The sequence below is a fragment of the Oleiphilus sp. HI0061 genome, from assembly GCF_001635675.1.
In genome coordinates, this window is the sequence record NZ_LWFE01001234.1 from 1 (window position 1) to 15,508 (window position 15,508).

General features: G+C 44.6%; 17 protein-coding genes. 4 read left to right on the forward strand and 13 right to left on the reverse strand.

Going from position 1 to position 15,508, the window contains the following annotated elements; genetic code table 11:
* Window positions 1-74: 74 nt before the first annotated feature.
* The 8 genes from pdxH to A3735_RS19235 all read right to left on the reverse strand — a co-directional run bounded on the left by pdxH (window position 75) and on the right by A3735_RS19235 (window position 6,170).
* The gene (gene pdxH, locus A3735_RS19200; RefSeq protein ID WP_068515941.1) at window positions 75-713 is read right to left on the reverse strand and encodes a pyridoxamine 5'-phosphate oxidase; all 639 of its coding nucleotides are present in this window, start codon (window positions 711-713) and stop codon (window positions 75-77) included.
* 100 nt (window positions 714-813) lie between these two features.
* Window positions 814-1,272, reverse strand: coding sequence for a DoxX family protein (locus tag A3735_RS19205; protein WP_068515943.1), 459 nt, complete (start codon window positions 1,270-1,272; stop codon window positions 814-816).
* A gap of 31 nt (window positions 1,273-1,303) precedes the next feature.
* A complete protein-coding gene (locus A3735_RS19210) occupies window positions 1,304-2,101 on the reverse strand; it encodes a DUF2063 domain-containing protein (protein ID WP_068515946.1) in 798 nt (265 codons plus the stop codon).
* Entirely contained in the window at window positions 2,101-3,009 is a 909-nt protein-coding gene (locus tag A3735_RS19215; protein ID WP_231872236.1) for a DUF692 domain-containing protein, read from the reverse strand. Before A3735_RS19215 ends, A3735_RS19210 begins: the two co-directional genes overlap by 1 nt.
* Window positions 3,010-3,042: 33 nt before the next feature.
* Window positions 3,043-3,300 (reverse strand): DUF2282 domain-containing protein, encoded by a 258-nt coding sequence (locus A3735_RS19220; protein ID WP_068515949.1) that lies wholly within the window; start codon window positions 3,298-3,300, stop codon window positions 3,043-3,045.
* Between the two features lie 210 nt (window positions 3,301-3,510).
* Window positions 3,511-4,110, reverse strand: coding sequence for a TetR/AcrR family transcriptional regulator (locus A3735_RS19225; RefSeq protein ID WP_068515953.1), 600 nt, complete (start codon window positions 4,108-4,110; stop codon window positions 3,511-3,513).
* Window positions 4,111-4,138: 28 nt separating this feature from the next.
* The gene (gene thiI, locus A3735_RS19230) at window positions 4,139-5,602 is read right to left on the reverse strand and encodes a tRNA uracil 4-sulfurtransferase ThiI (RefSeq protein ID WP_068515956.1); all 1,464 of its coding nucleotides are present in this window, start codon (window positions 5,600-5,602) and stop codon (window positions 4,139-4,141) included.
* Window positions 5,603-5,852: 250 nt separating this feature from the next.
* Window positions 5,853-6,170, reverse strand: a complete 318-nt coding sequence (locus tag A3735_RS19235) for a cytochrome c (protein ID WP_197470243.1) — start codon at window positions 6,168-6,170, stop codon at window positions 5,853-5,855.
* 502 nt (window positions 6,171-6,672) lie between these two features.
* Here A3735_RS19235 and A3735_RS19240 point away from each other — a divergent pair.
* The 3 genes from A3735_RS19240 (at window position 6,673) to A3735_RS19250 (ending at window position 10,455) form a co-directional block, all read left to right on the forward strand.
* Window positions 6,673-7,113 carry a methylglyoxal synthase gene (locus tag A3735_RS19240; RefSeq protein ID WP_068515959.1) on the forward strand — a complete coding sequence of 147 codons (441 nt, stop codon included), beginning with the start codon at window positions 6,673-6,675 and terminating at the stop codon, window positions 7,111-7,113.
* Window positions 7,114-7,304: 191 nt separating this feature from the next.
* On the forward strand, window positions 7,305-8,330 hold the full coding sequence (locus tag A3735_RS19245) for a putative solute-binding protein (RefSeq protein WP_068515961.1): 1,026 nt from the start codon (window positions 7,305-7,307) through the stop codon (window positions 8,328-8,330).
* Window positions 8,331-8,415: 85 nt separating this feature from the next.
* Entirely contained in the window at window positions 8,416-10,455 is a 2,040-nt protein-coding gene (locus A3735_RS19250; protein WP_068515966.1) for a TRAP transporter large permease subunit, read from the forward strand.
* A gap of 9 nt (window positions 10,456-10,464) precedes the next feature.
* On the opposite strand, the gene A3735_RS19255 is transcribed toward A3735_RS19250, so the two are convergent.
* From A3735_RS19255 to A3735_RS19275, 5 genes are read right to left on the reverse strand one after another with little or no spacing between them, the layout of a single operon-like run.
* Window positions 10,465-10,878, reverse strand: a complete 414-nt coding sequence (locus A3735_RS19255; RefSeq protein ID WP_068515970.1) for a copper chaperone PCu(A)C — start codon at window positions 10,876-10,878, stop codon at window positions 10,465-10,467.
* Between the two features lie 40 nt (window positions 10,879-10,918).
* Window positions 10,919-11,941, reverse strand: coding sequence for a ferrochelatase (hemH, locus tag A3735_RS19260; RefSeq protein WP_068515972.1), 1,023 nt, complete (start codon window positions 11,939-11,941; stop codon window positions 10,919-10,921).
* Window positions 11,942-11,959: 18 nt separating this feature from the next.
* Window positions 11,960-12,733: an ElyC/SanA/YdcF family protein gene (locus tag A3735_RS19265; protein ID WP_082865018.1), complete on the reverse strand. Its 774-nt coding sequence runs from the start codon at window positions 12,731-12,733 to the stop codon at window positions 11,960-11,962.
* Window positions 12,733-13,560 (reverse strand): DUF2914 domain-containing protein, encoded by an 828-nt coding sequence (locus A3735_RS19270; protein WP_068509595.1) that lies wholly within the window; start codon window positions 13,558-13,560, stop codon window positions 12,733-12,735. Before A3735_RS19270 ends, A3735_RS19265 begins: the two co-directional genes overlap by 1 nt.
* Before the next feature lie 10 nt (window positions 13,561-13,570).
* Window positions 13,571-14,275: an ankyrin repeat domain-containing protein gene (locus tag A3735_RS19275; protein ID WP_068515975.1), complete on the reverse strand. Its 705-nt coding sequence runs from the start codon at window positions 14,273-14,275 to the stop codon at window positions 13,571-13,573.
* A gap of 168 nt (window positions 14,276-14,443) precedes the next feature.
* Between A3735_RS19275 and A3735_RS19280 the strand changes: the two genes are divergently transcribed.
* A partial coding sequence (locus A3735_RS19280) for an ATP-dependent helicase (protein WP_156499769.1) occupies window positions 14,444-15,508 on the forward strand: 1,065 nt, incomplete at its 3' end.

Consider the following 15,508-nt stretch of genomic DNA (forward strand, 5'->3'; position numbering starts at 1 on the left):
TATCTCTAAAAAAGGGTCTGCCTTATCTGTAGGCAGACCCTTCCACGGCTCGCTGGCTGGTTAGCACCCTCGGCCTACGGCGCTAGCCTTTCGATCGACCAACTATCATCATGCAAACGCGTATATTGGAAACGATCATGAAGTCGATTTTCACGTCCTTGCCAAAATTCGATTCGAGCCGGCACTATGCGATAGCCGCCCCATGACGAAGGTAAAGGAATCGAACCGGATTTAAATTTCTCTGCCGCTTCACGATACTTTTGTTCTAGAAAAGAACGAGACTCGATCACTTCGCTCTGATCACTACACCAAGCACCAATCTGACTGCCACGCGGCCTGGTTGCAAAATATTTCAAGGAAGCGGCACTGGATATCTTTTCACAACGTCCTTCCACCTTCACCTGACGGTTCAGTGGTAACCAGGGGAACAACATCGCTACTTGAGGGTAGGCTTTAATCTGCTGAGACTTTCGGCTGTTGTAGTTAGTGAAGAAAACAAAGCCGTTTTCATCAAATAACTTCAGTAATACCGTTCGAATGGAGGGGCCTACTTCAAGGTCTGTTGTCGCCAGACTGAAGGCATTTGCATCTTGTATGTCTGCATCATTTGCCTGTTGAAACCAGTGTTCAAACTGCTTGAACGGGTCATCAAGTAATTCATCACGGTCCAGGCCCTGGCTCATATATTCGCGACGATAGTCACCGATATCCATACTCTCTTCCTAGCTTGTTGAATCAGATTTAGCTCCAATATTGAGGCTAATATCTTGATAATACAAGCTAAGTAAAAGCGAGAGAAGAGAAATCTTGTTTCTATGCCAAATTCGCGAAAAAGCGCTTTTGGATCCAAGCATCAAGTGACGCTTTACCAGGCCCATACATCACCAAAACCAAGAGCATCGCGCCCCAGAAATAGTGGTCATTAACACCACCTGGGCTAATATCCGGGTAAGAGATAACGGCAACGATATTTAAGACAAATAGAGCCCCGGCACTAAAACGTCCGGCTAAACCAATCACCAACAATACCGGGAAGACTAGCTCAGCAAAGGTAGACAAATAGGCGGCGACATCAAAGGGAATCAAAGGCACATCGTATTCATATTCAAACAGCATCAATGTGCTATCCATACTCTTTACCTTCGATAAGCCAGCTAGAAAAAATACTTTCGCCAAGTACAAACGAAAGACAATAATCATAATAATCTGGCTTTTATCCACCCAGCGAGTGGCATTTAAATACAGCGACGCAACAGTAGAGACTTGACTCATATTTAATCCTAATGTGGTAATTTGGAACGATTTATTCGGCTAATGTGAAGCCGACAAACCAAACTCGTTGAACAGCCAAAGCAAGTGTTTGGTTAATTTCTTCTAGTGGATACTTGGACTGCAGTTCTTGCAGAATAGTTCCCAAGTTTTTCTTTTTATTTATCGAAGAGAGTAGTTCGAATTCCAAGTCGGATAGCTGATCGACACGTAGCTGGTAATGCGCCGCTCGCCATACCAACAAGTGCCGTGAACCGGAATCTAAATTCAAGGGTTGATCTTCATTCCCTTCTGCTTTGTCTCGATCTTCCAGGCACTTATCACGGATCTCTTTAATCGGATAGTTGCAGGAAAGTAAGTGGGCACTGGCTGGAAGCAAAAAAGTTATCTTGTCATATCGATCTTCATCAATTTCAGATAAGCGAATAGCGTCAAGGGGCTGCTCATCTTTGGCGTGAAAAGCCAAATGCCAATACCACTCAAGCTGTGCCAAATCTTTAGCGTAAGGGAGCGATTTAAGTGCCTCAAAGTCTCCAACATATTCTGGAAACTCGGCACCATAGTGGTCCAGACTCGCTGACGCGGGAGGGTGTGCTTTAACATAACGCAGTGCTAATGCCTGAAAAAACTGCTCACCAACACATTGCAAAAAGGCAGGATAAATATCTGCTAATGCAGAACATAAGTTGCCGTAAACACTGCCGCGATAAATCGCTAAACACTGCTCAGGATCAAGCTTCTCACCCGCTTGAATAAATGCCCCTGGCTTGATATCCGTCTCTAGATTATAGATGCCTGAAATAAAGGCTTGATGAATGTTCGCAAGCTTCATTACCTGGATACCTGCTCTGCAGAAGCAAGACTGGAATACTTTGAGCACTGAGCCATCATGCGGGCTGCGTTGCTCTGCTCTTCCTGCAGAACGGAAAAATCCGGAATATCAGTATCCCATTCAATCAAAGTAGGAATAGGGCCAAATCGCTCCAACGCTGTTTGGTAAAGTTGCCAAACCGGTCCGTGCACCCTTGCGCCATGCGTATCGAGCAAGTGCGTGCCCTGATCTTCGAAGCCCGCCAAGTGCATTTCTTTTATGCGTTTTACAGGCAAAGCCCGAATGTATTCTTGCGGATCAAATTTGTGGTTCATTGCGCTGACATAGATATTATTCACATCACATAAAATATCGCAGTCAGCCTGCTCGGCGACCTCGGACAAAAACTGCACTTCTGCCATCGCATCAACTGTAAAACTTAAATAGCTCGAAACATTTTCGACCAATATACGACGTCCCAGATAATTCTGAACTTGGTCAATTCGTGAGACGATATGCTTAATTGCCTCCATGGTATAAGGCATGGGAAATAGTTCATTACCATGTACGCCATCAAAAGAAGCCCAACACAAGTGATCAGACACCAGCGTTGGTTGAAAGCGTTCTATAAGTGACTTTAAGCGTTTGAGGTAGGATTGATCTAAGGGATCAGTTGAGCCTAAAGACATGCCGACACCATGAAAGGTAACCGGGTATAAATCCCGAACCTGCTCCAGGTAATCAAGAGGCTGACCACCGTCGCTCATATAATTGTCGCTTAGTGCTTCAAACCAGGGGATATCAGGGCGTGAATTCAGAATCGTTTGATAGTGTGCAGAACGTAAACCTATACCTGCACCCTGAAGCGCTTGTGGCTCAGGAGAAGCAGGATGATCGGTTGGCATTCCCTGCGATAAGATATGATTCATCAGTTAATGCCACCGATAGAAGTGCTAAGTAACTTACTTCACTTTACCATTTACAATTTTTGAACAAGTGCCTTCTGGAACATATACCCATTCCTCAGGGTCACCGTCTTTAGCAGCTTGGCCAGCACAACTATGCTTTGAGGTACCACAGTCATTCATACCGGCTTTAGCAATACCCTGACATTTTTCAAAACCAGGCTTGCCTGCTAGTGCGTCAGTTGACGCAGCCATAACACCCATTGCGACCATGCTTGCGATTGCTGATTTGCTTAAGATTTTTGCGTTATTCATTGTTTTAACCCTGTGTAATTCATCTAAAAAGTAACGGTTAACTAAAGTAGTTGCTCATTATTAATTCCCGAATTTTGTGATCGGGATATTGTTAAAGACCCAGGCCAATCTAAAAAGTTCAGAAATTAGCAAATTTATTTTAGTTGAAGTGGAATTTTGTTCTAGTTATTAGACATTAAATGGAGGTAATTTATCTTTTATATCAGACAATTACTTTGAAGCCATTCGCTCAATTCCACCTATAAATAAATTCCCTAGAAACTCAGCCTTCTCTTTAGCTGAGTACTCATCATCACTGACAGAAAAAATGTCAATGCTCGAAGCGATCATTGCAGACGTCATCATCGATACAGGGAACTTAGGCGCCATTCCCACCTCAACAGCAAGCTGCATATCACGAGACAAGTCGTCAATAATCTCGGTAAGCTCTTCTTTTTCTGATAGCACCTGCTTAAACACTGGGGCATTTTTTGAAATCATCAGCTGCATTTTGGGGTACTGAGAGATCAGTTTACTGTAAGCGAGAAAAGCACCTTTGATAAAGCCTTCCAAAGTTGTTGCACTTTGACGCGCCTGGCTCAAAGTCGTGCGCACTTTCATTAAAAAGCCAGTGAGCAGCTCAGAAAAGATCGTGTCTTTATCACCGCAGTGATTATAAAAAGTACCTACAGACAGGCCACTTTCGCTGACAATATCATTGATAGTTGCTCGCTCATAACCAACCGTCGAAAACACTTCAAGCCCAGCCTCTAGAATGGCCTTGCGGTTATTTATTTTTTTTTGTTCTCTCCGCCCCAGTTTCAGGCTCATAATATTGTCTCTTCATTCATATTGCTTATTAAGGAGCATACACCCCTATTTTTTCGTAGCCCATGCCTTTTAAGTGACTGGCATGCAGCTGACTCATCGTACCTTTTTCACAGTAAAGCAGATACTGCTGATCAGCTTCAAGTTGATCCAATTTGGACATCAGTTCATAAAACGCAATGTTCTTGATTTCATTATTCGTCAAAACAAGCGGACTTTTTTCAACTTCGTCCGGGTGGCGGATATCGATAATCACATCATCAACCTCAGGCACATTCACCAAATCAACTTCAGCGATGGTTTGGATTCTTGACATCACTTCATCGATTTTAGTGCTCACCCGCTGTTCTACTGCGCGCTCGAGTACTTCAAAGTCAAAGTTATCTTCTTCTTCCAGAATTCGTTCCATCTTGGCACGAGTTGTTGGGCGATCGGAGATCACACCACAATATTCCGGCATATTCTTGGCAAATTCTTCTGTACCGATTTTTGCTGACAAAGAGATAATATCTTGTTTATCCATGGTAATAAGCGGGCGTAATACCAAGGTATCGGTGACTTTATTAATCACACTCATGTTTGCCAAGGTCTGACTGGATACCTGCGCAACGCTATCCCCCATAACCAGGGCCTCGATGCCCATCTGATCCGCAACCTTTTCTGCTGCCCGCAACATCATACGTTTGAGGATAACGCCCATTTGCGAGTGATGTACATTCTTTAGTATCTCAGCAACCACCTCTTCAAAAGGCACAGCAACAAATTTCACGCGATGTGAAACGCCGTATTTCTCCCATAAATATAAAGCGACCTGTTTAACACCAATCTCATGCGCGGCTCCGCCCAGATTGAAAAAGCAGAAATGCGTCTTCAAGCCTCTTTTCATGGTTAAGTAGCTGGCAACTGTCGAATCAAAACCACCAGACATGAGTGACAACACGTCGTCCTGTGCACCTATCGGATAACCGCCCAGGCCTTCATAGCGTTGTTCGATTATATAAAGATCCGAGTCCCGGACTTCCAGCATGACCGTCACTTCAGGATTATGTAGATCTACACCCGCAGTCTCTCCTGCTCGCAGTAAACCGCCCCCTACATAACGTTCTAACTCATGGGAGGTAAAAGAGTGCTGACCGGCACGCTTAATACGCACAACAAAGCGCTTGCCTTTAAGCTCCTCGCCCAGAGCACGATGAGTATGCTCTACAATTTCGTCAAAGTTGTCATCGATATTATCAATCTGATAGCGCTGCACTCGAAGAATATTTGCAATACCCGGAATACGCTGAAGGGTAGCCGCTAGGTTCTCAGCTTTTTCTTGAGAATCGTCATTCAGGTTAACTTCGATCTTATCCCAAAAACCCTGAACCTTGACGTCTTCAAACTCTTTCTTTAACACAGCACTGATATTTTGCCGAAGCTGTTTTACCAAGCGCTGCCTGACTGGCTTGCTCTTAATGGTAATTTCTGGAAACAGTTTGACGACAAATTTCATATAAATCTCACAACAAATCAGGTTTAAGGCATTCTAAAAACGAGACTTATTCTAACCTGATTTTGTTCAATCACTAAGCAAAAATGCACACAGAGGAGTAGATGAGAACAATCTATGAATATAAAGCAGAAAAATGCTAGCTATGAAGGAGGGGAAAGAACTTGTAGGCACCTTAGGAACTACCCTACCCGATGAGTATGGTTTCCCAGCTACCTACAAGTTAACTAAATGGCCTGAGGAACAAACAAGACTATTTTAAAGAAGCGTAGTAAGCCGCTAAATTATCAATATCAGCGTCACTCAATGCAGCTGCCTGGCCCTGCATGATTGCCGCCATACCACCGTTACGCTGCTTGGTTTTATAAGCTTTCAGTGAGCTCACCAAATAAGCTTCGTTTTGTCCTGCCAAATTAGGGTAAGTTGGAATAGCTGCAATACCGGCAGCACCATGACAGGCTGCACATACTGCTGATTTAGCTTTACCCGCAGCAGCATCACCTGCTACAACACTTCCACTTACTGCAAGTGAACCCGCTACCAAAACCGATGTAACTAGCTTTCTCATCATTATTTCTCTCTCTATTTTTACCAAGGTTTTACCTTAATCCGACAATCCATCGTATTATCAGCGTAATGCACATAGCTTAGCTCAAGGGACAATATTTGTCATGAGACTTCAGCGGCACAACAGCATCTTATTACATAGCACGAAGCTATCTCTACCCGGTTTCCGGCTTACTTGACCTGAGTCAACTGGTATTGCTATCAAGTACGTTATATTGAACCTATAGCGTCAAGTATTAGTCTTGATCGCTCGTTTTAATCAAGTGTGGTAACTTGTTATGCCTCGGTTTTCCGGGGCTTTTTTTTGCCTAAGCATTCACCATCCTGGGCCAATACAGCCAAATAATGTCACAAATTTGCAATAGCTTTTAAGTAATTTATATACAAAGCAAAATCTTAGCTAGACTTATATTTTAAGACGGCCCTGAAAACCTACGTTGGCTTCCAGGGCCTCTCTATCACTTTCCAAGAATGATAATAATGAGTGAGACAACTCGGGACACAGAATGAATCCAATTGAAAATATCGCTTTAATCGCTCACGATAATCGTAAAAGCGACCTTGTTGCTTGGCTAAACCAGCATATCGAAGCTTTAAGTAGCTGCCAGTTCACTACGACAGGAACAAGCGGTAAGCTCATCGAAGAAAAAACAGGCCTAAGCGTGAACCGTGTTCAAAGCGGCCCTTTAGGTGGTGACCAGCAAATAGGCGCACTAATTGCTGACGGCAAAATTGATTTGCTGATCTTTTTTTGGGATCCACTCGAACCCATGTCTCATGACCCGGATATTAAAGCGCTACTCCGACTGGCAACGCTTTGGAATATTCCCGTCGCGTGTAACAAGAGCACCGCTGACTTTATCGTCCATTCTCCACTAATGAATAATTATCAGCGCGAAACACCCGATTTCAGTGATTATCAAAATCGACCAATAGTCACGAAATAATACTTTTGAGACTTCCTACCTTTCCGTAGAGGGCCTATTTCGGTTAGGATTCTTATCTCTAAAGATGCACGCCTAAATTATATAGGGCCCTGTATAACCTGCAGGTCCTTGTTCCAAGGGAACTATTAATCATTTTCTTAGGCTGCTCTACCTGACACACTCCAGATAGATAAGAGAAAGCAGTGAATAATATGATCTCCTCAAGCAAGCGCCGTCTGCCGATGACTTTGATAGTACTCAGCCTTTTAGCAATTTCTAACAGCTCTTTCGCTAGCCAGCTATCTCCACTTACTATGTGTGTATTTGACTTCGTGGGTCATGACGGCCCGGTACACAAGCGTATGAAGGAATTCAAAATCGATGCAACACGCTGGGGCGTAGACCTTTCTTTCAAAGTTTATACAGATGACCGTGTTGCCTCTGAAGAGTTCAAGAACGGTGTTTGTGATATGTTGAACCTGCCAGGTATTCGCGCACGAGAATATAATGACTTTACTGGTTCTATCAATGCTGTCGGCGCGATCCCCACATACAAACACTTAGGTATGATCATTAAAACCTTGAGTAGCCCAAAAGCTGGAAAGCTTATGCGCAAGGGCGAATACGAAGTTATCGGCATATCGCCAATCGGTGCCATTTTTCTATTCGTAAAAGACAGAGATATTAGCGTACCTTCAGATTTGGCTGGCAAGAAAGTAACAGTGCTCGACAATGCACCTGAAACAGGCTACCTGGCTGAGAAGATCGGCTTAACCCCCGTGTCCTCAAGTATTATGAATGCTTTGCAGAAGTTTAATAACCATGCTGTAGATATTACGGGTGCGCCTGGTCTGGCTTATGAGCCTATGGAAATGTATAAAGGCCTTGAACCAAATGGTGGCATCATTAACTGGCCCAGTCTCCAGGTGACTATGCAGCTAATCGTTCGCTGGAAAAAGATTCCTGATGGCTTTGCCCAGAAGACTCGCACATTACTGGCAAATAAATACCTTAGTGATATCAAATCAATTGAGCAGAGCGAGCAAACTATCCCCGAGAAATATTGGATCAATATTTCAGATCAAGCTAAGGATGAGTGGAATGAACTATTTCGTGAAAGCCGTTTAGCCTTGCGGGACAGAAATGTATACAACGCAAAAGCGTTAACCTTGTTCAGAAAAGTTCGCTGTAAAGTCGACCCCAACTTGGCTGAGTGTACTTCTAAAGATAAGGAATAATTTCATTTGGGGTGACGGTCTCCGTTCGGAAATGCATTAGCTGCCACCCCAGTTTCATAATCGTAAAATAACAAAAACGATTCTTATGGACGTAGCAAGCCGCTGGCTCAAGCGCTGTCTATCGCTGACTGTTCTGATACTTTTACTCGGCACGGTAACAGCAGGTACCAGCGAAAACATTAATGCACAAATGCTCAAACTAGGAATTTATCTGTGGGATGACTACTTCATTCTACGTGGAGAAGAGCCTAAGCCTGAATGCAACCCAAAGCCTGATATAGAGCTGCAACTGGATGAACTTGAGCGCGAATTCAATGCCGAGAACCAGGACTTTGAGCTGCTCGCTGACGAGTTTAACCGCGATGCTGCACGTAGCTCTCTACTAAAGCAAGTTAAGGTCTGCCAAAGTAAACACCAAGCGGCACAAACCTACCTGGCGCAAACAGACATTTGGGTTAGAGCCTTCGCGAGCATCGAAGCTTCCTTCGCTCAAATCAGCTTATTTTCAATTAACCAGCAAAAATCCATGCTGATCATCCTGCTACTCCTATGTGCCACCTACGCAACCTGGCGCAATGAGCATATTGCCTTCAGAGGCATTCGAAACAAGCATGAACACTACTTTTCTTATGCTGCGCAAACACTCGCGGCACTGAGCTTGTTTTATTCCAGCTATCGATTTTATAAGGACGCAGAAGACGCTGGAGCAAGCCTTAGTTCACCCGAACTCCTTGCTACGCTTATTGTCGGTAGCGCCGTGCTAAGTCTAGTGAGTTTCATCAAGCTTTTTAAAACCCGGCACCTAAGTAAACAAAACACTTCTCCCTTTAGAATGGTGCTTACAGTTCCCATTCAAACCTGGATGCTTCTGGCAGCTGCGTATCATTTTTTTGTCAACGAAGAGCATGCTCCTGGCATCAGCATGTACTTTACTCAGATATTCCAACTGACTAATCTACATCTGACGATCGCTCTCTATATATGGGTCGGAATGCTGCTTAAAGAGACCTTGCTTGGCGCGAAGCTTTTTGATGTCTTTAAACCCTGGAACTTTCCCCCTGAAATACTGGCCTGCATCGCCATCGCATTAATGGCTGTACCAACTGCTTATACAGGGGCCTCAGGTATTATCATTATTGCCATGGGTGCTGTGGTTTATCAGGAGTTGAGGCGTGTTGGTACTCGGCGTCAGCTTGCACTGGCGGTCACCGCAATGACCGGAAGCTCAGGCGTTGTATTAAGGCCCTGCCTGTTGGTAATCGGTATTGCCATTCTCAACAAAGAAGTCTTGAGTGATGATTTGTTTTATTGGGGAAGCCGGGTTTTCATGCTAACGCTTGCAGTGTTTTTTATGTTTGCCATGCTGACTCGACGTGGGCCTTTAAGCATCGCACCTTTTAGCGAAGCATTTCAGCCTTCTATTACAAAGTTTCGAGCACTGCTTCCTTATATCATCATTATTGCGCTCAGCATGTTGATTTACGCCGTATTGTTGAATGCCTATCTTGATGAATTTTCAGCCCCGATTATCCTCCCCGTTATTATGTTCGCCTTTATTATTTATGAACGTAAGTTCAGCCGGGACTTTGAGCAGCAAAATAAGACCTTGAATGTTAGCCCCAATATCGTATCGGCGTTTAACAATGCTATTGGCAATTCTTCGGTGCAAATTGGCGCGCTACTGATGCTAATGGCTTGCTCTTTTACGATTGGCGGCATTCTAGAACGGAGCGGTAGTGGTTTATCCATACCCGAAGGCTTTGAGTCAGTTTATCTAACCATGCTGGTTTTAGTCTTGTTTCTGGTTTTTGTGGGCATGGTGATGGACCCTTTTGGTGCTCTGATTTTGGTCTCAGGGCTTGTCGCACCGCTAGCTTATGAGCATGGAATTAACCCTATACATTTTTGGATGACCTGCCTGGTAGCGTTTGAGTTGGGTTACCTGAGCCCACCGGTCTCTTTGAACCATTTGTTAACACGGCAAGTGGTTGGTAGTCAGGAGGTTGATTTGGCACTAAGTGAAGGCGATAGTTTTTACTATCGCCATGAGCGTATCTTGTTACCGCTAATGGTGATGTCGACCACCTTATTATTAGTCGCCTTTACGCCGTTTATGTTTTACTAAACAGGCTATTTATTGCTTAACTTCAGCGTTAACAATTAGCTCACCTGATTTGGCAAACTGTAAGTGCAGCTGGAAAGTATCACCTTCCTTCAAGCTTGCCTTTAAGCCCATTAGCATCAGATGGTAACCACCTGGTGCAAGCTTTAAAGGCTGTCCCTTCAACAGCGCAATCTCTTCAACATGATCCATAGACATCACCCCATTAGACATTGAGGAAAGGTGTAACTCAACCATGGATGCCTGAGGGCTTGAAGCTGAAACCAGCGTATCGTCGATGGAACTGGTTAGGGTCATATACGCTGCAGTGGTTTTAACCATCGGCGGCAATAAGCGCACCCACTCACCTTCAACGCTTATTTCTGCACGGGCATGACCGGCAATCAATAATACCGCCATCACCGCAATTTTAAAAAAGTTCATCATCAACTCCTATTACCTTAGCTCGCTTGCAAAGACCTGCACATTACAACCAACCTTGCACGTTTTCATTTATTAAACTTGCCAGCACCTTGATATGCGCCTCACTGGCATTTAAGGCCGGAATATATTCATAGCGTTCGCCACCACCTTCAAGAAAATAGTCCCTGTTTTCTACGCCAATTTCTTCGATAGTTTCCAAACAATCTGCAGAAAAACCCGGACAAATTACCTGCACAAAGCGTGTCCCCTGCTTCGCGAGGGATTTTAGCGTTTCATCAGTATACGGCTGCAGCCACTCTGCAGCGCCAAAGCGTGATTGGAAAACGGTCATATACTGATCACCATTTAATTCAAGCGCCTCAGCAATCAACTGACTGGTTTCATTACACTGGGTATAGTAAGGGTCGCCTTTATCATGACTAAATTTAGGCAAACCATGATAAGACAAAAGCAGCTTTTCGGCTTGTCCGTGCAGTTTCCAATGTTCACGAATACTCTCGACAATCGCGTCAATATAGGGTGGGTAATTATGGTAGCTAGCCACGAAACGCAAGCTTGGTATCTGGCGGCGGGAAACATAATCTTTAGCGACTGCATCAAATGTTGAGCCACCTGTGGCACTGGCATACTGGGGATATAAAGGAAGCACTAAAAGCTTATCGCATTGTTGTGACGCCAGTTGGTCAAGTCGGCTGGCAATAGAAGGCTCACCATACCGCATGGCATAATCGAACAATATGGATGGCTTCTCTGCGCCTGAATTAACAGCCTGTCGCAAGGCTGTAAGCTGATCTTCAGTATGATATTTAAGCGGAGAACCGCGCTCAGCCCATACCGTCTGATAGGCATGAGCCGACTTCTTGGGCCGCACTCTAAGAATGATACCATGCAGGATAAACATCCAAATTAGCCGTGGAATTTCGACAACGCGGGGATCAGATAAAAATTCTGACAAATAGTGCCTCAAAGCCTTCGCTGTTGGCGCCTCTGGCGTACCTAAGTTAGTGATTAATACACCAACTTTCCCTTCGCTAGAAGGATAAACTTTTCCCGCTTTTAAACCCATAAATCAATTTTCCAAACGTTATGCTATTAAGCGCGCCCATAAATAGCCTAAGTACTCATGCCACGCTGCATCGGTTTTTGCCAGGTTTCGTGACTTTGGTATCCAGCTTCGCCAGCCTAAGCAATTCACTTCACATGACCTGAAATTTGTTGGCGAAGCAAGCAATGACTTAGTCTCGCCTTGCTGCAAAGTGATTTCTTTCTTAAACAAATAGACAGAACGGGGCATATGCATTGCTGACGTCACTAACGCAAATTTGGCACCGTTTATAAATTTAACCCAATGCCTGGCCTCTTCTGCCGTATCCTTTACCTCTTCAGCCAAATAAATATCGCTCTCGGGTACTCCAAGGGCTATCGCCACTCGTGATGCCGCTTTAGCATGAGATTCAATATCATCCCCATGATAGCCAGAAAGTAATAACTTTGACCCGGGATTTGCTCTGTAAATCATCAAGCCTTCAGTCAACCGACTTAATGAGGTTCCGCTCAATAGACTGCTTAAAGGTCGCTCATTCGCTGTTGAATGCCCGCCACCTAACACTAAAACAAAATCTACGGGCTGGCCTTGGTAGGCGGGATACTGTGACTCAAGAGGCCTGATCAAAGCATCCGTCACCGGTGAAAGGCTCAAAATAAATAAAGCAGTAATACTGAATAAACTGAGTATTCTGCCTAGCTTTACATAACGCTTTCGATAGAAAAAACCTGCTAACAGTAAACCGATCAAGATAAGCGGTACCGACATTAACGACATACCTAGCAGCTTTTTTAGGCCGAACAAGATATCCATCAGTTTGCGCTAACAACCTCAAAGTCTGCAAGAATATAAAGTTCACCTGAAGCGTCCAACACTTTCACCTGCCAAGCACCCAGCATATGTTTATCAATAAACTTACTTGAGTAGGACTTCTGTTTAGCAACATTTACCGGGATCCTCACCTTTGCCTGCCTTACCCCCTCACGATACCAGTGATGATAGAGTGTAGCGCCTCGCAAGCCATGCATCTCAGTATGCAGGATGACTTTGATCAGCCCGGATTCAGGCATTACGACACGATGCTGCAAGGGTTCTCCTGGAACATCATTCTTAATACTTAGGCTCAGCACAGCTTCTTTTATGGCGCTATTTATAATCAGGACAGAAGCTGGGCTCGCCTCGGAAATTTTGACTGCAGGCTGAGCGTTAACGCTTTCATCGCTGTCTGTCTCAAGAGGCTTAGCTTCAGGTGCCGGGGCTTTAATTTCTTTAGGCTCTTCAACAACTTTGGGTGTACTCACAAGCTGCGCTAGTTCCTCTGGCTTTAACTCTCCCAAAGGTGGCACCGTTACTTCGGGCTTTGGTGAAGCCTGCTTTACAGAGTCAGGATCGTCTGTTTTTTCTATGACCGCTATCTTCGGCTCCTTGATACTGCTATCTAGTGGTGTCTCAGCCTCATCAAAATCAAGTGCATCATCCTTGTTGGCAGTGGATAAACTGATAAGCAACACCAGCACGACTAACACAAGCAAGCCAAACCCTACGATGCGGTCCCAGCGAACAAAACTCTCTTCATAATGGCTATAGTCTTCACGCTGCTCGGGCAAAGGTCCGAGTGCTATCTTTCTTTTTGAGCTCATTTGTTTTTCTCTATGGCCGTGCGCCTGCCTGAACAAGCATTAAATCAATATCAAAGAAGCCCTTTCGTCGAGCAATTTTCAGAGCAGTATCACCGTCATCATCCTGATAATTCAGGTCCGCTCCAACAGCTATTAGCTGCTGGGAAATCAACATATTGTTATCTTCTACAACATGCATAAGCACCGAACGCCCCAAAGGGTATGCGTCAACTTGAGCACCGGCATTAATGAGTATTTTTAGCGTCGTTAGGTGGCCCTTTATCGCTGCTTTTGCTAAAGCTGTATAACCCTCTTTATCTCGATGATCCAATGATACACCTCTTACAATAAGCATTTTCACGATCTGATCAAAGCCCTGATCTGCCGCTTCAATCAACGCACTAGAGTCGCCCAATGAAAACCCTTCCTGCCACTGACTCCCTGCCGTCAACAAGATACGACTTATCGACGCATGTCCATTACTGAGAGCCAAGGAAAATGCCGTTCCTTCGGGTGCCATAGCATTCAATTTACCACCTTGAGAAAATGCCTTTTTTAAAGCACTGCTATCACCCCGTTCGGCAGCAAGCATCATTGGCGTTTTAGCAGGAACCTTTTGAGGACTGAGGTCCAGACGGCTTAGAATTGCTTCCGTTTGCTCATCATTTCCGGAAATAACACTACACGATGCTATCAACATCCCTGCAATGAATAGTATCATTAAGCGATAGTACATATAGTCAGTTCTTAGTTGTTGAGTTGAGAGAGAGTCTTAAGTTAACTCTACGCTACACCAAGGCGCCATTGTCATGTAATTTGAAGCCCCAGTAAAGCACTGCCTGGCAATCACTTTATTTGTATCAATTACCACAAAAATAAGTCACCGCTAACAAGTATTCACTGCATGCATCCAAGCCAAGATATCACCCTGACCCCCGAGCAAATTAAGGTTGTAGAATCACCCCTTGCTCATTATGTGGTCACTGCTGTCGCAGGCAGCGGTAAAACAACGACCCTAGCTCATCGGATAGTATATCTATTGAGCCAGGGCCATGATGCACGGCGAATTCTCATCCTAATGTTCAACAAAGCAGCAAAGACCGACTTTGCCGCCAAACTAAGACGGATCGGTAACCACCATAGCCGCCTTCCCGAGGTGCGAACCTTTCATGCGATGGGTTATCGGCTATACCAACGTTTTATTCAAGAAGGGCAACTGCGACCATTTAATAAACAAATCCTCAGTGATAAGGAGATCGACTTTCATATCTGGCGAATGCTAAATCAAATACTTGATTCCGAAGCCCTTAAAGATGCCAAACGTAATAAGAAAGATTACGTTGAAGCAGGCCACCAGTTTATCGAATCCGTTAAAAATGGCCTGCTGTCACCTCAACAAACCCTCTATGATCTTGATTTGAGCGATAAGTTCGGCTTTCTTCCTCAATTGTTTGATGTCTTCGAAAGCTGGCGAAAACACAACGCCAGAATCAGCTACACGGATATGCTTTACGATACCGTGATCGCTATTCAGCAAAATCCCTCTTTAGAAAAGCTTGTTAGCAACAAGATGGATATTGTGCTGGTCGATGAATACCAGGACACCAACGACCTTCAGCACGCACTGTTAAGCTATATCGCAGGGGACCGCGCCAAAGTGACCGTCGTTGGCGACCCTGATCAGACGATATACGAGTTCCGCGGCGCAAAACCCGAATACATCATTAACGGCTTTTCCCAACAGTTTCCAGGGACGCAGAAGCTCAATTTGAGCTACTCATTCCGCTATGGGCATTGCGTTTCTTTATTAGCGAACCACCTGATTTCCCACAACTCAGGGCGACAAGCACTGCTTTGCAAATCACATGAGTCAAACCCCTCTACCCGGGTAGAAGTACACAAGTCTAAAGATGACCCCAAGACAGTGATTGATATCCTCTCAGGCACCCCTTCTCAGGATTTGTCTCAG